The following is a 21,665-nucleotide window of genomic DNA, read 5'->3' as shown; positions in this document are numbered from 1 at the left end:
AATTCCCGCGCGGCCCACGTTAACTACCCTGCTATCCACCAGGCCGAAGGGCTATACTGGCCCGGGTGAGGCGGTACATCCCTGAATGTGCCCTGTATGACCGGAGATACAGAGCTTTTTCTCGATCTCGTAGCCAACGATTTGCTTACCTAAAAAAAGCGTCGACCCTGCGTCGAGGGCAATGACTATCCTTCCCCGCCTGGTGTTCTCCTAAAGCCTGAAACCCCTTTGTCGATCAATTTTTTGGATTCCGGGCCTGCTGTGGCGAAAATGCTGGAGAGTTCTCATCCAGAATTAACGGACACGCCCGCTTCAGCCTCGCCCAGAGCTTCTAAAAAGCCGCATCTTGCTCTGGGCCAAAGACTTGACCGCTTCCCGAGCCGGGCTCAGGACCTTAAAGAGGTCTTGATTGGTGGCCGGGTCCGAAATCCTTGATTCCAGTTCCTGGAGGAAAGCTAATCTTATTTCCGTAGCGACGTTGATCTTCGCAATCCCCAGTTCAATGGCCCTTCTAATGCTTTCGTCTGGCGTTCCTGACCCGCCGTGGAGGACCAGCGGAACAGCCACGGCCTTGGCTATCGCCCCGAGGCGCTCAAAATCGAGCTTCGGCTCCCACCGGTATAGGCCGTGAACAGTACCGATGGCCACGGCCAGAGCGTCAACTTCCGTCTCCTGGACGAACCTCACGGCGTCTTCGACCCTGGTGAGCGTACCTTCCACGCTCTCCTCAGAGTCTTCGGCCCCGCCGACCCGCCCTAACTCAGCCTCAACGGTGGCCCCCAGTAAGTGGGCTGCTTCAACCACTTTCTTGGTCAGAGCGATATTTTCTTCGATCGGTAAGGCCGATCCGTCGATCATTACCGAGGTAAATCCGTGCAACAAACACTCGAGCACCTGGCCGTAAGAACTGCCATGGTCGAGGTGTATTGCTGCCGGCACAGTCAGCCCTTCGGCCACGGTCGAAATGAGCGAGGCTAGGTATGGCAGCCGGGTGTACCTTAGTGCCCCCTGTCCGACGGCGAAGATCACCGGCGAGCGTTCCTCTTCCGCAGCGAGGGCGACTCCCTCGATTGTCTCCAGGTTATCGACGTTGAAGGCGCCGACCGCGTAACCACTGGAACGCGCCGATTGAAGCAAGGAATACATGGTGCTGATCGTCACTGCTTGACCTCCTCAAAGCTTCCGTCACACTCATCGCCGGTCTTCCTAACGGCTTAACTGGTGGAGGTAGGGCCGGGTGGCCAGGTAGAGCTGCCGGAAAACCCGGTAGTAGTCTGCGTAAAGCCTTGACCGCTCAGCGTTTGGCCGGATTATTCTCTGGGGGCGCGTCCAAGTCTTGACCTCTTCAAAAACCCCTATAGCTCCTGTGGCGATTGCCGCCAGAAAAGCAGCCCCTAACGGCGCCCCCCATAGCTGATCCAGGATTACCTGTTCCAGACCAGTTACATCACTGACGATTTGAAGCCAAAGTTCACTTCTGGTGCCTCCTCCCGATGAGACAACCCGTTCCGGCCGGCAACCGTTCTCCTCCATTACCTCAAGGTTATGAAGGAGGGCGTAAGCCGTGGCCTCGATAAAAGCTCGATAGATGTGGGCCGGAGTGTGGCTCAGAGTCAGCCCAGCGATCAGACCCCGGACCCGGTCATCGAAGATCGGAGTCCGCTCACCATTGAAGTAGGGAAGTACGATCAACCCCTCGGACCCAGGCTCGATACCGGAAGCATCCTGTTCTATCCGGCGTCTCCAATCGTCGGTTTCCGCGTCAGACCCTAATATCCGGCACAACCAGCTCAAAAGCGATCCCGATGCGTTCGTAGCCCCAGAAACCCGATACAAGCCGGGAATAACGTAAGGTCCGATCAGCAACCTGCTGTCGTTTTTGATGCTCTTGACCAACACGCTGACGGTCATCGTCGTCCCGTAGGTTAACGCAGAATCCCCAGGTAGCGTCATTCCCATGGCGAGCCGGTCGGCCAGCACATCGCCCGTCCCCGCAATCACAGGCGTCCCCGCCGGGATACCAGTTTTCTGAGCGGCCCAGGGGGTAACCCTACCGACTACTTCCGTGGCCGGCACGACCCGCGGAAGTATCGCCTGGGGAATACCCAACTCGCAACACCACCTCGGATCCCACTCCAGCTTGACCGGGTCAAACAGCGGATTGAACTCGACAGCGGTAGGCACGTCAATGGTGGCGATTCCCGTTAACCTGTAGACCAAGAAGCCGGTTGCGCTGACGATTGTACAAGCTTTCCGAAACACCTCCGGTTCGTTTCGTTTTAGCCAGAGAACCTTCGGAGCCGCCGACTGCGACGTCAAGGCACGGCCGGTTTCGCCGGATGAAGCCTGAATCTGCTGTATGATCCGGATCTCATCCGCCGCTCGGGAATCGATCCCGTAAAGGATTGCGGGCCTCAGGGGGGTACTGGATGCATCCAGCGCCACCACTGTGGGCATCATTCCGCTGCACCCGATAGCCTTGACTTCCTCCGGTCTGACATCCCCGCGGCTCAGAAGGACACGGCAGATGCGCGAGAACTCCTCCCACCAGGCCTCAGGATCTTGCTCGGCCCACCCGGGTCTCGGGAAAGAAACCTCGTGGGTAACCGCCTCGCTGCCCAATGGCCGTCCACATCGGTCGACCAGGATGCCCTTAGAAGTCGTCGTTCCCAGGTCAAATCCAAGGTACCATCCCAAGCGAGTTCACCAGCCTAACGTCCAGCCGCCGTCGACAAATATATTTTGACCGGTCACGTAGGAAGCAAGATCCGATACCAGGAACAGCGCCACCCCAGCGATCTCCGCCGGCGTCCCCAGCCTCCCCATGGGGATCTTGCGGAGGTTGCGCTGGCGATTCTCTTCGACCGAAAGGTAGGTACGGTTTAGCTCGGTCGGAACGCTTCCGGGCGAGATTACGTTAACGTTGATGTTATAGGGTGCCCATTCAGCGGCAAGACAGCGGCTCATTTGCACCAGACCGCCCTTGCTGGCACCATAAAGGGCCTCGTTGACTTTGACCACCTGTGACAGGATGGAGGCAATTGAAACGATCTTCCCCTTGCGGCGTTCCACCATGCTCCGACCGACAAGCTGGCAAAAGAAGAATGCCCCCTTTAGATTGGTATCCATAATTTTTCGCCACTGCTCCTCGGTCGCTTCAGTTGCTGGAACTGTGATATCCACGCCAGCAGAGTTGACCAGTATGTCAATCTTGCCGAACTGATCCAGAATTGATCCGACCGCTTGCTGAACACTCACGGTATCCGTAACATCTGCTGACACACCGCTACACCTCAAACCCCTCGAGGTGACTTTTGCGACTGCTTTCTCGTTTTCTTCCTGATTGCGGGCGATGATGACAACCTGAGCTCCAGCTTCTGCTAGAGTCTCGGCGATGGCAAAACCGAGTCCCCGGTTTCCCCCGGTGACGATAGCTACTTGTCCTCCTAGGTCGATACTTACCGCCATTTAGCATCCTCCTAGCCTCAATTCTTCTTTCAGGGCTTGACAACCACTTTTAAGCCCTGCTGCTTACGAACTGCTTGTATTCCGTGAGTCAGGGTGTCAAGGGATACCACCTGGGTAATCAACGGCTTAACCTTTACCAATCCGTCGCCGATGTACCTGATCGCCAGCTTCATCTGTTCCAACGTCGAAGCAAAGGAACCCAGTAGGGTGATTTCTTTATAGTGAACGTAGTTCGCATCCAAGGCAATGACTGAGTCATTCTTCGGAAAGCCGGCGAAGAAGAGTATCTTGCTACCTCGGCAGGTGCACTGCAGTGCCTGCTCCAGGGCTTTTTTGGCTGTGCAACAGATGATGCTGACATCTGCGCCCTGCCCAGAGGTTGTCGCGAGGACCTCTTTTACTGGGTCGGTCGTCGACGAGTCGATGGTGAAATCGGGCCTGAACTGGCCAGTCAACGCCAGGCGTTCAGGAGAAACGTCGACGATCCCAACACGGGCTCCTCTCATTCTCGCCAGTTGCATGTGCATCAGTCCGATGGGACCAGCCCCATAGATAACTACGGTCTGGCCTTCTCTCAAGGTCAAGTTCTTCTGCCCGTTGATACAACAGGAAAGAGGCTCGGCTAGTGAAGCCTCCTCCCATGACACGTTGTCAGGGATCCTGATCAAGTTTCCTCCTTTCACGGCTTCGGATGGTATCCTGACGTATTCGGCGAATCCTCCATCGTACTCATAACCGAAAGCGCGTTTGTTGACGCAGAGGTTTGGGTTCCCTGACCGGCAGGGATGGCAGTCGTTGCAAACCACACCCGGGCCCACAACGACGGGATCCCCGACTTTGAGTCCCCCTACTCCAGAGCCGATTTGGAACACGGACCCGGCGATTTCATGACCAATGATGATTGGGGGCTTCAATCGGTCGTTGCCGTGATAATAAATCCGGACATCGGTACCACAAATAGCGCAGGCCTCTACTTTGAGGATCACTTCGCCAGGAGCGGGGACTGGGACAGGTCGTTCTTCGATGACTATGTCTTCGATACCGCGGTACACAGCCGCTTTCATGGTGTTCATAGTGAACCTCCTGGTCCTTTCTATGCTCCCCCGATCGTTACTTCGGGGACAAAATTGCTCAATAACTGCTTGGCCGGTAGAACCTGCTTCTTTTCCAGGGCCGCCTTCCCTTTCAGACGGTAGCGCTTTCCTAAGCGCGCGTACTTGCTCTCGCCAAGTTGATGGAATGGCAGGATGTCAATCCTCTTAATCCCGAGGGACTGGGCGAAAGCACCCAGGGCCGTCAGGTTCTCCTTCGAATCGTTCATCGTCGGAATCACAGGCAACCGAAGCACAACCTCTAACCCAACCTCGGCCAAGCGCCGGGCGTTCTCAAGCACGACCTCGTTACCTTTACCGGTTAAGAGTTGGTGCTCCGTAGAGTCCATGTGCTTTATGTCCAAGAGCACTAGGTCCAAATACCGCGCCATCCGCTCCAAGTGCTTCCAGCTGCCGTATCCCGAAGTTTCCAGGGCGGTGTGGAGTCCCTCGCTGCGGGCAGCTTTGAGCAACTCCAGGGCGAAAGAAGGCTGCATCAGCGGTTCCCCGCCGCTCAGGGTCATACCCCCATGTAACTTACGGTAGAATTCGCGGTCTCGCACCACTTCGGAAAGGACCTGGTCAACGGTCACTTCAGTGCCGTAGACCCTCCATGCATTTTGCGGGCAGATCTCTACGCAACGCCCGCAGAGATTGCACTTCCGCCGATCAACCCTCTTCAGCTTCCCGAATGTCGGCTTGATTGCCTGGCGTTCGCAAACTTTGAGGCAGACGTCGCACTGTTGACACCGGAATTCTAGATGGGCCAGTTCTGGACGCCTACTTTGCGACTCGGGGTTGGAGCACCAGATGCATCGAAGAGGGCATCCCTTAAGGAAGACAGTGGTTCGAATTCCCGGCCCGTCGTGAAGGCTGAAACGCTGGATGTTGAAGATGAGACCGCGTCCAGCCATTATCCCAGCTCCTTAATTGGGGGAAGGACCTTCGGCAGGGGCCCTCCCCGCCGGATTTTTGCTAGAAAGTGTGCTCAGTACGTGCGATGATGGTGTCCTGGACCTCTCGACTAAGTTCGTTGAAGAAAGCGCTGTAGCCGGCAACTCGGACGATTAGATCTTGGTGCTTCTCGGGATGCTTCTGAGCGTCCTCCAGTACGGCCCTGGAAACTATGTTGTATTGAATCTGCATCCCGCCCATCTCGAAGTAGGTCTTGGTCAGCTCCATCCACTTCAGGAGGCCGGCGCGATCGTCGACCATGCCGGGGGAGATTTTCAGGTTAAAGGTAACGCCCCCCGTCAGTCGGATATGATCCAATTTTGCCACCGACTTGACCACCGCCGTCGGCCCCTTGAGGTCAAAGCCGCTGATCGGGGCAACGCCATCAGCAAGGGGCTCCCGGGCCTTGCGCCCGTCAGGGGTGGCTCCCATTAACTTTCCAAACTTGATATATCGGCAACCAGAAATTACGCCAGGGTGGAAGGTGCCGCCCCTGGGTGTCCGGTTTTTCTCCAAAGCGTCATAGTAGCTGGCCATCCGGGCCCGGTGGACAGCATCCACCTCGTCCTGATCGTTTCCGTACTTAACAACTCTCAGGCACTTCTGCCGGAGGTGTTCGTAACCCTCCCAATTAGCCTTGAGGGCCTCGATTATTTCCTTCATACTAATTTTTCGGGTGTCGAAGACCAGATGCTTGATGGCATAGAGCATGTCTCCTGCCGTTGCTGAAGAAGCTGCAAGCACTCCCGACCAGTTATAGTAAGCACCGCCAGCTGACGGGTCGAGGCCCGACTCAAGGCAGCCGTCTAGTAATGACGCCAGGAAGGGCGTAGGCCGATAAGTCGAGTGCACGTAGTCCAGGATATTGGACTCCTTGGCCATGTGGGCCGCGAAGAACTCATCTTGTTTTCGCACGGCTTCCATGAGCTGGTCGAAGGTTGTGAAAGTAGTCGCGTCACCTGTTTGCGGCCCGACCTGAAGGCCAGTCAAGGGATCCACTCCATTATGGAGCGCCAGTTCGACCGGACGAGGCAGGGAGTAAAAGCCCCCAATTCGCGCCCCCCAGGTCGAGCGAGCCAGGTTAGTGTCGGTGGCATTTTCGAGGCAGCCGACCGGGGCATAATTGCGAGCATCATCCAAGGACACACCCCGGCTCAGGAGAGAGGGAATGATGACTTCGTCATTGGCCAGTTGCGGCATTCCCCCGCCAAGCCTGATGACCTCTAGGCCTCTCAGAAAAAGTTCCTGAGGTGTATTCCGGTGGATCCTGAGGGTCAGGGCCGGTTGGAAAAGATGCACGTGTTCGTATGCTTCCAAGCACATGTAGGTTAGTTCGTTGGTGGCGTCGTTGCCGTAGGCGTCTACTCCGCCTACCGTCAAGTTCTGACCCATGGGGAATCCGGCATGCGTGGTGGCGCTGTCATAATCCCAAAGCTTCAACACCTCGTTGAACTTGACGAAGAAAGCCTCCAGAAGCTCTTGAGCTTCTTCAAGCCCATCCGGGTTGTATGATGGGTCGCTGCGCAGGTACTTTAGCGCGTACTGATCAAACCTGCCTACTGAAATTGAAACGCCGTCCATTTCAAGTTGGATAATAATGTGAAGGAACCAAAGAAGTTGCAGAGCTTCCCACCAGGTCTCGGCCGGGTAATGAGCGATTTTGCGGCAAACTCGGGCGATCTTCAGGAGCTCGTCCTTCCTTCCAGGTCCTGCCTCCTGGGCTGCCAGCCGTTGTGCCTCGTCGGCGTATCTCTCAATGAAGATGCTAGCGGCTTGCAGGGCGATCCGTGCTGCTTGTAAATACTGTACCTTGGCAATGTCCGAAAGCCCTTTAGGTCTGGACAGATCAATCTGATTAATAAGGTCGTTTACCCCGGCGATCAGCCCGTCGAGCCCGGTGGACAGAGCCCTCGCGTAATTTGGGATGACGTGACCCATACCGCCGCGTTCGTGTAGTTGCATGAAGAAGACCCCGGCATTCTTCCGGTAAAACCACGTGTCCTCCGGCATTGAACTATCCACGTAATCCTGCAGGGTCTTGCCTTTCCAATAAGGAATGATGCTTTCCCGAAGTTCCTTCTTCACCTCTGGGGGAATCAGGAACCGGTCCTGGGACCTGGTTTCGATCAAGTCTAGTTCAGTCTCGAGCCAATCAACCGAGTTCTCCGGGAAAACCTCGACGCTACGGTGCTTGCTTGCAACCTGTCCGACGATGAGTTCGTCAGGAAGAATGTAAACCGGCATCCCTTCCAGAACGTTCCGGAGCGCTTTGGCTCTTCTGATCACCTCGGGTTGTCCTTCAGTCTCGCGGTAAGACTGGGTCACTAGCCTCGCCCGCTCGATACAGACGTAGCCGACATATTCTCCCTTTCTACCCTTGGCAGCCAGGATCTGGTTCCTCAAGCGTTGGATCCTCTGCTCGCGTTGGCTATCACTCGAAAGAATGTGAGTCTCGGCAAGCAATTTAAACGGAACCATGTCTTTAACTCCTTTCTGTTTAAGTCTTGTTTCCCAGGGATACTCTTGGCCTCTTTCAACGGCTTGTAGTCGCTGCTACGCGTATTTAAGCAAACGCGGTACGAACATCACCACTTCCGGCAGGTACGTAACGACCATTAGAGTCGCAACTTCGGCCATCAGGAAAGGCGCTATTGCCCTGGAAATCCGCTCCAAAGAAATTTTTGCAATCCCAGAGGCCACGAAGAGACACAGCCCTAGAGGCGGCGTGGCGTGACCAATGGTCAGGTTGAGGACCACGATCAGCCCGAAATGTAACGGGTTGATTCCCAGAGACGCAGCAATCGGGGCCAAGATCGGGGCCAGCAGAACAACGCTGGCACCAGCATCCATGAAGGTACCCATGATCAGCAGTAAGATGTTGACCAAAAGGAGAAACACCCCGGGGTTCCCTGATATATTCAAGAAGGCCTCCCCTAGATAGCGCTGGATCTGCAATACCGTGAAAACCCAACCCAGGACTTTAGCCGTCCCAATGATCATGAGCACCGTGGAGGTCAGCACCACCGTGCGGTGAAGCATTGGTAGGAGATCCACGACCTTCAAAGTCTTCAAGATGAAGAACCCCACGATTAGGCCATATAGGACGGCCACAGCCCCCGCTTCTGTCGGAGTGAACACCCCGCCCAAGATTCCACCGACGACTACCAGGGGCATTCCCAAAGGCCAGATGGCTTCGCGAAGCGTCGACGATACCTCGACTAGCGTGATTCTTTCCTTCCGGGCTGGAAACTTCCCGGCGCGGTTAGTGAGGAGGACAGTGATCATCAGGCCGAGCGCTACAAGGATTCCCGCAGTGATCCCAGTCGCGAAGAGGCCGCCCACGGAAACCCCCACCGTGGCGCCGTAGATCACCATGATGATGCTCGGCGGAATGATCGGCCCCATGGTCGAAGCACTAGCTATTAATGCGGCCGCAAAGTCCACCGGGTATCCCTCTTCCTCCATGGCCGGGATTAAGAGAGACCCGATGGCTGAGGTGTCGGCAGGCGCCGACCCAGTCACTCCCCCGAAGAACATGCAGGCCAGGACAGAGGTGTGGGCCAACCCTCCTGGAGCTTTGCCGACCAGGAGGGCCGCGAAGCGGACCAGCCTTTCAGTGATGCCGGCCTTATTCATTAGTTCACCGGAGAAGATGAAGAACGGGATGGCAAGAAGCGGGAAGTAATTGATTCCGCTAAAGACACACTGTGGTAACACCTGAAGCGGCTGGCCGTGGACGACCACCAGCCCAATGGCAGCGGTCGCTCCTAAGGCGAAGGCGATTGGAACCCCTATGAAGATCAATCCGAAGACTAGACCCAGTAGAATCAGAGCCGTTGTCAACGTAGTCCCTTCCTTCCCGGGGCGCTACTCAACGAAGATTCTCTCGGATTCTGCCGGTTCTGAACCACACGAGCGCGCGAAGATCAATCGCCCGAATTCCACCAGCATCAGGATCGCACCTAACGGGAGCAACCCGTAAGCGATGAACATCGGCAGGCCGAGCATGGGGGAAACCTGTCCCCGGTTTTCGTAGGCGAAGTCCAACCCCGAGATCAACAACATGATGAGGAAGCCACCGACCGTAAAGCCTGCTAACAACCTCATGATCCAGGCCAACCATCTTGGTGCTTTGTTCACCAGCAACTGGAGATCAGTATGCATTCTCTCTCGTAGGGCCACTGCAGCTCCGATCATGGCCATGAGCACAAAGAGGTAACCTACGGCTTCATCGCTCCAAAGGATCCCCGACAAAAGCACGTAGCGTGCGAAAACCTGGATAAGCGTCAGTACGATGATGATCACCAGAGGAATCACTATCAACCACTCTTCCAATGTACGCAGTCCTTTCCATCTCTGACCACTCAAAGAAGGCACCCCCCGTCAAGGTATATCGCCGCCGGGAGGGACCGATGCCCCCCGGCGTTGCGCAATGCTACTGTACCTTCTGCATCTTCTGGATCAGATCCGGGCCAATCTGCGACGCGTACTTGTCGTATATGGGCTTCACTCGATCGCGGAAAGCCGCTTTGTCAACTTGGTTGATTTGAACTCCGCTATCCTTAAGGGTCTTCAGAGAATCCTCCTCATACTTATCCCAGATCTTGAAGAATTCCTCTTCCGTCTGCTGCGCGGCCTTGAGCAGTACGTCCTGGAGGTCCTTAGGAAGGCTGTTCCAGAACTTCAGGCTGATCAGATGCGCGTCGGGGATCAGGAAATGTTCGGTAAGGGAGAAGTACTTGGCCACTTCGTACAGCTTGGCGTCCACGTACAGAGGAGCCGACTGCTCCAACCCATCGATGGTTTTCTGCTGAAGTGCAGTATAAACTTCGCTCCAGGCCAGGGGTACCCCGTTGGCACCCATGGCGTTGACAGTTTCGGCCAGGATGGGATCCTGCATCACGCGGATCTTGAGGCCATTGAGGTCTTCAGGCCTGTAGACCGGCCGTTTGGCGTTGATGATGCTTCTGGTGCCCATCCCCCAGTACATGAGAACCTTGACGCCGCATTGTTCAGCATCCTTGGACAGGATCTCTTTGACTTCCTTATCTCGAAGCACCCTGAACATGTGGTCCCGGTCATTGAACAGGTAAGGCAGGCTGAAAACCGACCATTTCCTGCTGAAACCGGAGAGGTCCGTAGCCGCGACCTCGGTCATCTCAATCGTACCAGCCCTTACCCCCTCCACCATCTGGAGTTTGTCACCCAACTGCGAGCTAGGATAAAGTTGAACCTCGATCCGCCCTCCGGAAAGTTCTTCCACCCTCTTTTTGAAGTCAGCCCCGCCTGCAAGGTGTGGCGACTGGGGGCTGGCGACAAAACCGTACTTGATAACATATTTTTTCTCGGCCTGTTTGGATGCCTGGGCACCTTCACTCCCTTTGGGCGTGGATGAATTGGACGAGCCACACCCCCCCGCGACCGCCACGAGCGACAGAACCAATGAAGCTACGATGGTAAACCTCCAAAAGCAACCTTTGTTAATCTTCATGATAGCACCTCCCTCATTCTGGGCCTAAAACACCATTTGCCTTACTGGACTTTTCGTTGCCTTGTACTACCCTATTTCGTGCTATCGTTTAAGTTGGGCTTCTGTTCCCCAGCTTTTTCGGCCAAAGCACTCCTCCCTTCTAGGTATACCCCCTGACTCAACAAAGCGGACACCAGCTCCTCGGTTCCTAACGCCCTGGGTACAATTCCTTTAGCACTAGCTAATGCAGCGGCAACTCCACTGGCCTGGCCTAGGGCCATGCAGGCGGTCATGTTTCTGGTGGATCCTGTGGCTTCAGGAGTAACCGAAATGCAGCGACCTGTCACCAGCAGTCCATCGATCTTCTTGGGTAGCAGACACCGGTAAGGAATGTCGTACGACGTGCCTGGTTTTAGTCGAGCGAACACTGCGTTGGTGCCGTCGGCCGTGTGGACTCCCACAGGGGCACCGTAACTGCAGACTGCGTCCGGGAATCGGGTGTTGGCTACAATCTCATCTTTCGTGAGGATATGTTCTCCGACGATGCGCCTTGTCTCCCGCACCCCGAGAGACGAGGCTGTAGTTGTGATATACGCGTTCTTAAAGCCAGGGACATACTGGCGCAGGCACCACAAAGCCTGGGATAGCCTCTTCCTGGACACCAGTTCACCCTTGGTGAGTTCTACAACATCGGTGCCGTCGATTTGGGTTTCACCGGTCATGTTGAATATTATCTCACCCGGCCTGGGCGTCGTATAGAACAGGATAAACCAATCGCGCAGGTATTCCATTTCTAGCGGCAGATCTGCATTCTGAAGTTCTTCGTTCAGGCGGAAGCAGTGAAAGCCACTATGCTGCCACCCGCCGGTGAAGTTACCTATAAAGGACGGGTTCCTCTCGTAGAATTCGAACATCTCGTCGAGGTCGACGTTGGCAATCTTGCACAAGAGGCTTACCGGGTGCAAGTCTTGCTTAGCAGCCATCATGAATTCCGCTTTTGCCCGCGCAGCAACGTCGGCATCGCCCGTGGCATCCACTGTGGTCTTTGCCAGGATCGCCTGGCGGCCGGATTTGCTTTCTATGATGACGCCTTTAACAACGTTGTCCTCGACGATTGTATCGACAACCCAGGTATAATAGAGTACTTCGAGGTTCAGTTCGGCTTCGTACATATCTTGTAAGACGAATTTCGCAAGTTCGGTATCGTAGATAGTGAAGCAATCCTTGGAAATGTTGCCAACTACTGTGCCGCCCTGTTCAGCTAGCCGCTCTATGATTTCCAGGGGAATACCTCTAACGATTAACTTCTTTTGGTCACTAAAAGTCCAGGTGGTACCCATGAGCCCAGCGGTAAAGTTTCCGCCCAGACAATTGAGCCTTTCCAGAACAAGCGTCTGTGCCCCCGCCCGCGCAGCTGCTAGGCCGGCCACCATGCCAGCGGTTCCCCCTCCGGCAACCAACACGTCAACTTCACGCAACACAGGAATCGTTCGGGCTGCTTCGCGAATCTCTTTAACTGTTGCCACCATAAACACCCCCTAAATGATTTCCTTGCTGCACGCTTCTACAACCCTCCTTGGCCTTGTGCAGCTTCAAGCCTAGTGTGGAATTCAACTCGGTCACCCCTGAAAACAGCTTCCGCTGTCTCAATGGGGGTCCCGTCACACAGGTTAGTGTTCCGGGTAGTTCTGAAGACAGGAACTCCGGTCGACACTGAGAGGAGGTAAGCCTCTTCGGTCGTAGCACTCCCAATCTCAAGGATCTGATCAGCCCAGCCAAGACAGAGCCCTAATTTGTTCTGAAGCAACTCATAGAGACCGTTCTCCTCTAAGTCTTCCAAGAGCAATCCTCTTACCAAGTGCTCCGGCAGGTAACTCTTGAACAAAGCAATTGGTTCCTGGTCTACGATTATCAACCTCCTTACTACAAGAGCCATTTCCCTTTCGGCCAGTTTCAAACGCGAACGGACAGTTTTTGGCGGCTTGCTCAAGTTAAGTTCCAAGACCTTGCGCCGAACAAACACGCCGTTTCGTCGCATATCCTCGCTAAAGCCGCCTAGCTGGCTGAGCTGCCGTTTGAGTCTTTTGGGGCTAACGTAGCTTCCCGAGCCTTGAAGCCTGTAGATCAGACCCTGTGCCGCCAGCTCGTTCAATGCCTGCTTGGTCGTGATCCGGCTGACTCCATACATCTCCGCCAATTGCGTTTCTGACGGCAGCTTTTCACCCGGCGCCAGCTCACCCTCAACAATTTTTTCTCTCAAGAGTTCGGCCAACTGGCTGTAAAGGGGTAATCCGTTGTTTCTTGGCAGCAACTCCATCTGGCAACATTCCTTTCAGTCAAGACGTATGGGATATATCGAATTTTGAATACCTACCCTAAGTTGGTATATCATTATATTCGCTATCAAGGACAAATTTCCTTCCACGCTTCAAGAATTTTTTCTAGAAAGATTGCGGAAAGGGAAATCTACAGAAATGCCGTGTTCCTCGATTGAAGGAGATACCAGTAAAGCGCCAAGAATCAAACAGTACCTGTCGTGTACACTAGCAGCGGACTGTTAGCAGCTTCACCTGGAATTCCTGGTCTTCGGGCCGGAGGTTTGCCACCGGCTTCCTTCGAATTCTGCGTCGCCGCAGACACCCTTGCCTTGAGCTAACGGCTACTGCTACCTTCACCGTTCAGGACTTTCACCCTAAAGACAGTGCCAATGCCGGGCGCACCGCAAACAAAAAGCCGGGTAAAACCCGGTGAGATTGCTGACAAACCCCTGCAACGTGAAGCGGTGCAGGGGTTTAATCTTAATATCGGGCTTATGAAGGAGAAGAGATGCTGTAAAAGTTGATGTAGGCGAGAACTAGGAGATGGTCCTTGTCCCTGTTTCCACAAGAAGAGGGCCATCTTTTTCATGTTCTGGCAAGCGGCCGTAAGGAGGCACTGCTCTGTGACTTTGCTGCGCCCCCGCATACGGCAATATCTTAGACCATGCAGTTCTTTAGAATCTGCGAAGCTTCTTTTAATGGTTAGCTTCCTTCGCCGGTATAGTTCTTTCCCGCGCACGCTAAGACGATTTTCCCTTATCCATTCCTTATCGTCTTCCCAAACATGTCTGGTTAAAACTTTAGTATGGTTTTTGGAATGTGTACAACGGCTTAGCATTGGGCACTTTTTACATACTTCGGGGTCAGATTTATACTCCCGGTACCCTTCACGATTGGTTGTGCGATAGGTGAGGACGCTACCAGCAGGACAGGTGTAGTGATCCTGTTCAGGATCATATTTGTACTGCCACTTGTGAAAGACCCCTTTCTTAGGACGGAACCTCCTATGAGCGATGACAGCATAAATTCCTTTTTGCCTTAGACCATGGGCAATAGGATTAGTGAGATAGCCTGCATCAAGCGCCACAGCCTCGACTTTAAAACCAAAGCGATGGATTTGCCTGTCAAGTCGACTGAGATAGGGAACAGAATCATGGACATTCCCAGCGGTTACATAAGAGTCTGTGATTAGGTTCAACTTCCCGTCTACAGTTCTATGTTCCAGGTAAAAGAATCCCCGTGGCTTACCTTCCCGTACCATATGCCCGCTTTCGGGGTCAGTTGTACTGATTCGGGTTTGCCTTGTTTCGGGAGGTTCTTTTCCCTTATCCTTTAACGGCTTCTTCCCATGTTCTAAACGGTCATCCTCTACTGCTTTGTCCAGTTCCTCTACGTAGTCCTTTGTTGACTTGGCTACTTTTTCAATGGTGAATTTGCTTTTGCTGGCGTTTGCTTTTAGGAACGTAGAGTCGGAAAACAATTCTTTCCCGTCGATCAGCCCTTTGGACATTGCCTGAAATACTATCTCGTCAAATATCTGCTGGAATACATCTGTTCCATTGAACCGCCGACGTCGATTCTGGCTTATGGTGGAGTGATGGGGTACTAGATCTGAAAGAGAAAGCCCTAGGAACCAGCGATAGGCCACGTTAACTTTGATCTCTTCAACCAAACGACGCTCTGAACGTATCCCATAAATGTAACCAATGAACAACATCTTAAAGAGAATCACCGGATCAATACACGGCCGACCGTTATCCTCACAATATAAGTTCTTGGTCTTCTCTGTGATAAACCCAAAATCTATGTACTTGGTGATCTTTCGAAGTAGATGGTCCTTGGGAACCAGGTCTTCTATGTTAACGAATTCATAGCTCAGTTGTTGGGTTTTACGAGTTCTAAACATCTATCTTGCTTTCACTCCTTTTTCTATTGACTACATTAATATAGTATTCAACAAAAAGAGGCTGCTGACCTTCTTTGTCAACAGCCTCGCCGGGTAAAACCCGGTCTTTCTAAGTCCTATTCTGCTGGAGCACGATCACCTCGGTTACCCTGTGAAAGAAGGCAAAAGCCTGCGGGTGCGTAGCAATCCAGAAGCTCAGGTCTTGGCTCCAAGCGGCTTCGGCGTAAGCGTAACTGCTGGCGCCAAGTACCGCCACGAAGATCTGGGCGGGCCGCACTTCGCCCGTCGCCGGGCCAACCACGGGGACGGTCTGGCCAGTGTAATCGACGAACAGCTTCTCGCCTGCCTGGTGGCTCTAGCGCATGACGACGTTGAGCTTGCGACACCATTTACGTTAAAGCTGACAGAACTGGCTGTATTGATACCCGTCCGGCTGGTTCTACTTGTACTCCAGTCAAAGAAGCTACAGGGTCACGCCTGGACCCACTCCAGGTCCGGCATAGAGCGCGGACGCGCTTTGTCAGTATTGCCGGGATAGACCTTTTTTCCTGGTCGGCTTCGCTGAGGTCGGCCGGAAGCGGCCAGGTGAGGCCTGCCACCTCGGCCCGTTCAAGGAGGTCGCTCACGGTGCCTGTGGGCCACGGAGAGGCTGCGGGCGATCTGCCGCACCCCGATCTCTAGTTCGTAACGCAGGCGAAGAATCTCTTTGATCTTGCGCATGGATACCCTCCTGTTAGCTAGAGTCCCCTGAAAAAGTCTTCACAGTAGTATCAACCCTTATCATCCTGAGCTTTTGCGTCCTGGTTTCTTGTCGACCTTTGCCTCTAATCCCTGTCCTTGGTTAGCTCCCCGCCTCGAGGCTCAGCGTCGCTATTCTCGTAAAGTTATAGGTGAGGATAGACAAGGCCACCCAGCAGTTATTGCCAAGGGTACCCCTAAACAGGCTACGCCGCAAACCATACTTTCTTTTCGGTAGGCCTATCGTGCCTTCGCCACCGGCACGCCATTTCTGCAGGCGCTTAAATCGGGACGAAGACTCGAGCTGCTTTCTTTCCGCTGAGCGTTTCCCTGGCTTGGGGATAGCGAACTGCGGGACGTACTTGCCACGAAGCATTTCCTCATTGTCTTTACTGTAAAAGCCGCGGTCTGTGGATACTGCAAGCGGTGGCCGGTGGAAAACCTTTCGGTAACGGTCGATGGAGTCTTCAAGCAGGGTGTTATCGGACGGATTGCCTTTCAGCACTGGGAAGCCTACTATGATCCTCTCTTCGCTTTCTTCAAGGATAACCTTACGGCCAAACTCAGTGGGGGACTTGAGCTTGCCTTTTTTGATCGGGCGGGCCTCAGGGTCAAACAAGCTGACAAGCTTTTCCGGAATGCGGCGGTTACCTGATTGCACTTCCTCAGTTTGAGCAATAACCTGCTCAGTGGCCGAAACAAACTTCTCCAAGGTGATGGTCAAGCGCGCCACTCTACCATCCGATTTCTCTTTGCACAGCTCAAGAACTGTCTTCGCTTCGGTTACCGTTTTCTTGGCCACAGTGATAAGCTTACCGGTGATCTTGCGCACTTCCTTGACGGCTTCACCACTGCGCCGCTTAAGGACCTTGCCAATGGCCAGGAGCGCCGGCTTAACCGTTCGTGTCCGATCCCGGAAAGAGGCAAGGTTTTCTCCCGCTTTCTCTACAGCAGCCTTTATTTTCTTTACCGTCCAGCTGATAACGCGCACGCCGTCGGCCAGCAGCCCTGCATCCGTAGGGTGTTTGATGTCCGCTTCTACTACGGTGGTGTCAATCCGCAGCTTCTTGGTCTTGATGATGCGTTCCCTTCTTGCTTTTGGGACAAGAAGGGTATTGAGTTCTTCCAAGGTTTTCTCTCCGTACTTCTTGGTCAGCTTGATGAGCGTCGTAGAGTGAGGTACGGCCATATCAAGCGGAAGGCGGCAGAACAGTCGCCAGGTAATGCTGTCTTGAACTTCCGCCACTAAGGTCTCGTATCCCAGTTGATACCGGAACTTGAGGAACATCAGCCGGAGGTACGTATCTACCGGAACCGTAGGCCGACCGATGTGGGTAGAGAACTTCTTAACAAATGGCTCCATGAATCGCTCGTCGTCGAGCCACCGATTGACATCGGTTAATTCCGCGTTGAAAGTACGAACCTCTTCCGGGAGTATCGCATCCCACAGGCTTAGTTGTTCTCGACGGAGTACCAACATGTTTGATCCCTCCAGCAGGATTTCCCTGCCGGCCAGCGAATACGGTTATCGAGGAATCCTCACCGGCGGGGAAGTGTTTTTGGCTTGCTCCCGAACATCTTCGCCAACCGGATTGAGGATTCCTTTTCCATTTCGGCACTATGGTTTTTCAGGGGACTCTAGCTACGGCCTTGACCCCTTCCCCTTACAACTTGCTCCTTGGCAACTTCCAGGCCTGGTCTGGTCAAAGTCCTCAGGCCGAGTGGTCTCCACTCCAGCGCAGCCTTAGCCTTTTCCGGTGTCCCAGCAACGATTGGTCACTTGGTCGGAATAGGTAGTCGCGGGACGCTTTGAACCGGAATCAGCGGTCGCTTTAATTCGGAACAGCTGGACGATTTGGTCCGGAACCGGTTCAATTTGGGCCGGAATCCGCATCAGGCCTAACCAACGGCCCGGATACCATAGCAAAGCTCGCCAATCTTCCGGCATATCCTCCTTGAGATTGTAAGATAGTACCACGTTACCTGCGTACGGTGTACTGTTCGATAAGAAGGCTATCCATTCTGGCAACAAGAAATGGGCCACCCCTCAGTGTAGCCTTAGCCGGGGTGGTTCCTTTTCGTTAGCAAAGTAGGTACCTTGTACAATATAATCGGTTAGGTTCTTGAAAAAGAGAGCCTGATAAGAGACAATTCCTCGTAAGGGTGGGCGACAGCGAAGGGTCCCAAAGGCACTCTCTTGGGCTAGCTTGAACAAAAGACTGCTGCCCCACCCCTACGGGGAACTACGATTGAGCACGTTGCGCAACAGGTTTTCCTGCTTAGCGCGAGTAACCAGCAAGGTTGTGGCTCCGTAGGGCACCGGGAACCTGCCCTTTACTTTGGAAGAAGGAGCTGTTCCCTTGTACTACTGTGGATCGACGTCGCCCGCAGCTCCCGGGAACTGCTCCGGAGCTACCCCACCCCAGAAGAACTGGCTGCTGCTGACCTTTCTGAACTGGTGACCCTGCTTTCGCAGGCCTCCCGGGGCCGCTTTGGTGAAGGCAAAGCCGTAGAAGCCCAAAATCTGGCGCGCAACAGCTTCGGCATTACTATGGGCCTCGACAGTTTCGCCCTCGAGCTCAAGCTCCTCTTTGCCCAAATTAAGTTTCTCGAGGACTAAGTCGAAACCGTGGAAGAAGCCATTGACCAGGTGCTCACGGAAGTATGCGGCGCTCAGAAGGCAGCCGAGGAGGGCGAAAAGGCAACAGAGGCAAAGTCGCCCCAGCATGTCCTTGAAACCATACCGGGTGTTGGCCTGGTGGTTTGGGCGAGATCCCGGATATCTCTGCTTTCACCAACCCCAGGCCCTTCGTAGCTTTCGCCGGTCTTGACGCCAGCGTTCGGGAGTCAGGGGAATTCCAAGGTACCCGCATGCACGTCTCCAAGCGCGGCTCCCCTTACCTGCGCCGAGCGCTCTGGTACTGTGCCCAAGCTACCAAGCGCTTTGACCCGAACTTCTATGCCTTTTATCAGCGTAAACTTCAGGAAGGCAAACACCTAAAAGTCGCTACGGTAGCTCTCATGCGTAAACTAATGGTAACCATCTACTACATCTGGCGCAGTGGTAAGTCCTACGATTCAGAGTACGTGTGGCATCCTGTGGCCCATCAACACGCCTAAGAACGATCCATCCGTCCCGCAGAGTGGGTCGGGCTTATTTGCCATGCCCGTCACCTTGCTGCCGGCAGTCAGGACCGGCGGCTTAAGCCGCCGCCCGACAGGGCCGGAGCGGAGAGTCTTGACGGCCGGCTAAAGGTGGCGATAATCGCAAGCCGGGTTAAAGTGATTCTACAGCAGCTTAGGGACATCACATGCCTACTTAAGCAGATGCGGCAATGCTAGTGACAAAGAAGGCACGTACGTTGTAACAAGCAATGCCACTATCGTAACAACAATAAGAGGAACAACAGCCCTGGAGATTTGTTCAAGGCTTAGCTTAGCAATACCTGCTGCTACATAAAGATCCAACCCAACTGGCGGCGTAATTAGCCCAACGGCTAAGTTTACCACCATTATTATACCAAAGTGCAAAGGATCAACATTAAAGGCCTTGATCACCGGTAGCAAAAGGGGCGTCAATACGATTATTGCCGACGACGCGTCCAATAAACATCCTGCTATGAGTAGAAGAATGTTGATTAACAAGAGAACAACTACACTGCTTTGAGAAATGCTTCTTACCAAGTCTACGAGGAGGGCTGGTACGTTTTCACTGACAATGATCCACGAGAAAATTGAAGCGCCCATGATAATCAACACAACCACAGCTGAATTGATACCTGCATCAACTAGGGCCTTTGGGAACTTTCCCCAGTCTAGTTCCTTGTACACAAACCTTCCCACCATTACTCCATAGACGACTGCAACAGCAGCTGCCTCTGTCGGTGTAAAAACGCCACCGTAGATCCCGCCAAGAATTATTACCGGCGTAAGCAAAGCCGGAAGAGCATCTTTTGCAGCTAACATAGCTTCCCGTAAAGATGGTCTTGAAGTTCCACCCCACTGTTGGTGCTTGGAACGTACATAATTATAAGCAAGCAATGCTCCCCCGAACAAGATTCCGGGAAGGAACCCACCTAAGAAGAGGGCCCCGACAGAGACGTCAGATTGAACTCCATAAACGACCATCGGAATGCTAGGTGGAATGACTATACCGATTGCCCCTGCGGTGGCCATGAGTGCAGAAGCATAGGCAGCATCATATCCGGCCTCCATCATTGCCGGAATGAGAATTGTACCCAAGGCTGCCACAGTTGCTGGTCCGGATCCAGAGATCGCAGCAAAAAACATACTGGTCAAGACTGCAATTGCCCCTAAGCCACCTGTCGTCCCACCAACCACACAGTTTGCGAAGTTAATAAGTCTCCTGGAAAGGCCTCCTGCTTCCATTACTGTTCCCGCCAGCATAAAAAAAGGTATCGCCATAAGTGAAAACGAATCGGCAGAAGCATAAACCATTTGCGAGACAATAACAAGAGGAACCTTATTAGTAACCAATACAGCAATCAGTGAAGCCAAGCCAAGCGACGCAGCGATGGGTATGCTTAAAGCCAGGAACAGCACGAACAGCAATGCAGCAATTAGAGCCATGGGATGAAAACCTCCCTGATATTACTGTAGGCGTTGTCCCGTTCTTCGATTTTCGGGACGGCCGTTTTCGGCGACCGTGGATCGTTCTGGGAAGAGTTCCTTCCGCATCGCCTTCTCCATGACGACCAGCTCCTGGTATCCCTTGATGCGGTGAATGCCCTGTTCGGCCTCCAGGTAGGCCGCCGCCATCCAGCGAAGGATTTGTTCCCCATGCCGCCATCTCTTCACGTTGCGACAAGTCAAGCTTCCGCGCCGCCCAGGACTGCTCGCCTTCAGGCAGGTGCTCCATGACGTTCCGCTTCTTGTGCACGCGACAGCGCTGGATGAAGGCCCGATCCCCAAAGGCATCCTTCACGGCTGCCGCTAGGGCTTTGCTCCCGTCGATGACGACCAAGATGCCCTCGTTGCTCTGTATCCCCTTTCCACGATGTCCGCCAGCAGCGCCTGGTAGACGGCCTTGTTTTCCGTGGCGCCCTCCCACAGCCCAAGGGTGTGCTTTTCCGTTGGCAGCAATCCCTAGGGCGACCACCACCGTATGCTGTGCTACTACCACTCCGTCGATCATCAGGACAAGGTATCTTTCCTGGTCTAGGCGTCGCGTCAGGAGTTCTGCCAGGGCGCTCCGGGCGCCCGCTTCGTAGCTTTAGCTGTCTTGATGCCGGCATCCGGGAATTGGGGGAATTCCAAGGTACCCGCATACAGGTCTCCAAGCGCGGCTCCCCTTACCTGCGCCGAGCGCTCTGGTACTGCACCCAAGCCGCCAAGCGCTTTGACCTGAACTTCCATGTCTTTTATCAGCGCAAACTTCAAGAAGGTAAGCACCCTAAAGTCGCTACGCTGGCTCTCATGCGTAAACTAATGGTAACCATCTACTACATCTGGCGCAGTGGTAAGTCCTACACCTTGTTGCCGGCGGTCAAGACCGGCGGCTTAAGCCGCCTCCCGACAGGGCCGGAGCGGAGCGGAAGGTTTTGACGGCCGGCTAAAGGTGGCGATAAATCCTTCAGCCCGGCCCGACGAAATTTGCAAGGTTACTTGCTCAGGAACTCTTGCTAGTACGTCTTTTGTGGTATGCCAATATGTGTGTAGGTACCTCTTTTACTTTTCTTTCCTACCCCTGTTATATCATG

General features: G+C 54.0%; 19 protein-coding genes and 1 pseudogene. 3 read left to right on the top strand and 17 right to left on the bottom strand.

The window, feature by feature from the left end:
- Window positions 1-312: 312 nt before the first annotated feature.
- From K5554_RS08390 to K5554_RS08335, 12 genes and pseudogenes are all read right to left on the bottom strand, one after another.
- On the bottom strand, window positions 313-1,161 hold the full coding sequence (locus tag K5554_RS08390) for a class II fructose-bisphosphate aldolase (RefSeq protein WP_221038061.1): 849 nt from the start codon (window positions 1,159-1,161) through the stop codon (window positions 313-315).
- A gap of 45 nt (window positions 1,162-1,206) precedes the next feature.
- Window positions 1,207-2,697: an FGGY-family carbohydrate kinase gene (locus K5554_RS08385; protein ID WP_221038060.1), complete on the bottom strand. Its 1,491-nt coding sequence runs from the start codon at window positions 2,695-2,697 to the stop codon at window positions 1,207-1,209.
- A 6-nt stretch (window positions 2,698-2,703) separates the two neighbouring features.
- Window positions 2,704-3,468: an SDR family NAD(P)-dependent oxidoreductase gene (locus K5554_RS08380; protein ID WP_221038059.1), complete on the bottom strand. Its 765-nt coding sequence runs from the start codon at window positions 3,466-3,468 to the stop codon at window positions 2,704-2,706.
- A gap of 29 nt (window positions 3,469-3,497) precedes the next feature.
- Entirely contained in the window at window positions 3,498-4,541 is a 1,044-nt protein-coding gene (locus K5554_RS08375) for a zinc-dependent dehydrogenase (protein ID WP_221038058.1), read from the bottom strand.
- 20 nt (window positions 4,542-4,561) lie between these two features.
- Window positions 4,562-5,473: a glycyl-radical enzyme activating protein gene (locus tag K5554_RS08370; protein WP_221038057.1), complete on the bottom strand. Its 912-nt coding sequence runs from the start codon at window positions 5,471-5,473 to the stop codon at window positions 4,562-4,564.
- A gap of 61 nt (window positions 5,474-5,534) precedes the next feature.
- Complete coding sequence (locus tag K5554_RS08365) at window positions 5,535-7,991, bottom strand: glycyl radical protein (RefSeq protein ID WP_221038056.1); 2,457 nt, start codon at window positions 7,989-7,991, stop codon at window positions 5,535-5,537.
- Window positions 7,992-8,066: 75 nt separating this feature from the next.
- On the bottom strand, window positions 8,067-9,356 hold the full coding sequence (locus K5554_RS08360) for a TRAP transporter large permease (RefSeq protein WP_221038055.1): 1,290 nt from the start codon (window positions 9,354-9,356) through the stop codon (window positions 8,067-8,069).
- Window positions 9,357-9,380: 24 nt separating this feature from the next.
- On the bottom strand, window positions 9,381-9,848 hold the full coding sequence (locus K5554_RS08355; RefSeq protein ID WP_221038054.1) for a TRAP transporter small permease: 468 nt from the start codon (window positions 9,846-9,848) through the stop codon (window positions 9,381-9,383).
- A gap of 100 nt (window positions 9,849-9,948) precedes the next feature.
- Window positions 9,949-11,004 (bottom strand): TRAP transporter substrate-binding protein, encoded by a 1,056-nt coding sequence (locus K5554_RS08350; RefSeq protein ID WP_221038053.1) that lies wholly within the window; start codon window positions 11,002-11,004, stop codon window positions 9,949-9,951.
- Window positions 11,005-11,075: 71 nt separating this feature from the next.
- Complete coding sequence (locus K5554_RS08345) at window positions 11,076-12,509, bottom strand: FAD-dependent oxidoreductase (RefSeq protein WP_221038052.1); 1,434 nt, start codon at window positions 12,507-12,509, stop codon at window positions 11,076-11,078.
- 38 nt (window positions 12,510-12,547) lie between these two features.
- Window positions 12,548-13,300: a GntR family transcriptional regulator gene (locus tag K5554_RS08340; protein WP_221038051.1), complete on the bottom strand. Its 753-nt coding sequence runs from the start codon at window positions 13,298-13,300 to the stop codon at window positions 12,548-12,550.
- A gap of 554 nt (window positions 13,301-13,854) precedes the next feature.
- Window positions 13,855-15,207 (bottom strand): annotated as a pseudogene (locus K5554_RS08335) (IS1182 family transposase); the annotation flags it as partial.
- Window positions 15,208-15,382: 175 nt separating this feature from the next.
- Between K5554_RS08335 and K5554_RS08330 the strand changes: the two are divergent.
- The gene (locus tag K5554_RS08330) at window positions 15,383-15,745 is read left to right on the top strand and encodes a hypothetical protein (RefSeq protein WP_221038050.1); all 363 of its coding nucleotides are present in this window, start codon (window positions 15,383-15,385) and stop codon (window positions 15,743-15,745) included.
- A 303-nt stretch (window positions 15,746-16,048) separates the two neighbouring features.
- Here the strand turns inward: K5554_RS08330 and K5554_RS08325 are convergent, their stop codons facing one another.
- The 3 genes from K5554_RS08325 to K5554_RS08315 form a co-directional block, all read right to left on the bottom strand.
- Entirely contained in the window at window positions 16,049-17,425 is a 1,377-nt protein-coding gene (locus K5554_RS08325) for an ISNCY family transposase (RefSeq protein ID WP_221038049.1), read from the bottom strand.
- A gap of 264 nt (window positions 17,426-17,689) precedes the next feature.
- Window positions 17,690-17,893 carry a hypothetical protein gene (locus K5554_RS08320; RefSeq protein WP_221038048.1) on the bottom strand — a complete coding sequence of 68 codons (204 nt, stop codon included), beginning with the start codon at window positions 17,891-17,893 and terminating at the stop codon, window positions 17,690-17,692.
- 417 nt (window positions 17,894-18,310) lie between these two features.
- Complete coding sequence (locus K5554_RS08315; protein ID WP_221038047.1) at window positions 18,311-18,673, bottom strand: hypothetical protein; 363 nt, start codon at window positions 18,671-18,673, stop codon at window positions 18,311-18,313.
- A gap of 35 nt (window positions 18,674-18,708) precedes the next feature.
- Between K5554_RS08315 and K5554_RS08310 the strand changes: the two genes are divergently transcribed.
- The gene (locus K5554_RS08310; RefSeq protein ID WP_221038046.1) at window positions 18,709-19,065 is read left to right on the top strand and encodes a transposase; all 357 of its coding nucleotides are present in this window, start codon (window positions 18,709-18,711) and stop codon (window positions 19,063-19,065) included.
- Window positions 19,066-19,260: 195 nt separating this feature from the next.
- On the opposite strand, the gene K5554_RS08305 is transcribed toward K5554_RS08310, so the two are convergent.
- Window positions 19,261-20,535 carry a TRAP transporter large permease gene (locus K5554_RS08305; RefSeq protein WP_221038045.1) on the bottom strand — a complete coding sequence of 425 codons (1,275 nt, stop codon included), beginning with the start codon at window positions 20,533-20,535 and terminating at the stop codon, window positions 19,261-19,263.
- Complete coding sequence (locus tag K5554_RS14720; RefSeq protein WP_370636858.1) at window positions 20,432-21,100, bottom strand: transposase; 669 nt, start codon at window positions 21,098-21,100, stop codon at window positions 20,432-20,434. The genes K5554_RS08305 and K5554_RS14720 overlap by 104 nt, the downstream gene beginning before the upstream one ends.
- Between K5554_RS14720 and K5554_RS14715 the strand changes: the two genes are divergently transcribed.
- Window positions 21,028-21,510 (top strand): transposase, encoded by a 483-nt coding sequence (locus K5554_RS14715; RefSeq protein WP_370636857.1) that lies wholly within the window; start codon window positions 21,028-21,030, stop codon window positions 21,508-21,510. The two genes, K5554_RS14720 and K5554_RS14715, sit on opposite strands and share 73 nt — an antisense overlap.
- Window positions 21,511-21,665 lie beyond the last annotated feature (155 nt).

This window comes from Gelria sp. Kuro-4, assembly GCF_019668485.1.
In the GTDB taxonomy this organism is placed as follows: Bacteria; Bacillota; DTU030; order DUMP01; family DUMP01; genus DUMP01.
Note: the sequence above shows the minus strand (reverse complement) of the source record. Positions and strands in the feature narration are given on the sequence as shown.

Bases quoted from the DNA above. Each gene is read 5' to 3' on its own strand.
- K5554_RS08380 (WP_221038059.1), bottom strand. From the start codon at position 3,468: ATGGCGGTAAGTATCGACCTAGGAGGACAAGTAGCTATCGTCACCGGG.
- K5554_RS08375 (WP_221038058.1), bottom strand. From the start codon at position 4,541: ATGAACACCATGAAAGCGGCTGTGTACCGCGGTATCGAAGACATAGTC.
- K5554_RS08370 (WP_221038057.1), bottom strand. From the start codon at position 5,473: ATGGCTGGACGCGGTCTCATCTTCAACATCCAGCGTTTCAGCCTTCAC.
- K5554_RS08365 (WP_221038056.1), bottom strand. From the start codon at position 7,991: ATGGTTCCGTTTAAATTGCTTGCCGAGACTCACATTCTTTCGAGTGAT.
- K5554_RS08350 (WP_221038053.1), bottom strand. From the start codon at position 11,004: ATGAAGATTAACAAAGGTTGCTTTTGGAGGTTTACCATCGTAGCTTCA.
- K5554_RS08340 (WP_221038051.1), bottom strand. From the start codon at position 13,300: ATGGAGTTGCTGCCAAGAAACAACGGATTACCCCTTTACAGCCAGTTG.
- K5554_RS08325 (WP_221038049.1), bottom strand. From the start codon at position 17,425: ATGTTGGTACTCCGTCGAGAACAACTAAGCCTGTGGGATGCGATACTC.
- K5554_RS08320 (WP_221038048.1), bottom strand. From the start codon at position 17,893: ATGCCGGAAGATTGGCGAGCTTTGCTATGGTATCCGGGCCGTTGGTTA.
- K5554_RS08315 (WP_221038047.1), bottom strand. From the start codon at position 18,673: ATGCTGGGGCGACTTTGCCTCTGTTGCCTTTTCGCCCTCCTCGGCTGC.
- K5554_RS08305 (WP_221038045.1), bottom strand. From the start codon at position 20,535: ATGGCTCTAATTGCTGCATTGCTGTTCGTGCTGTTCCTGGCTTTAAGC.
- K5554_RS14720 (WP_370636858.1), bottom strand. From the start codon at position 21,100: ATGATCGACGGAGTGGTAGTAGCACAGCATACGGTGGTGGTCGCCCTA.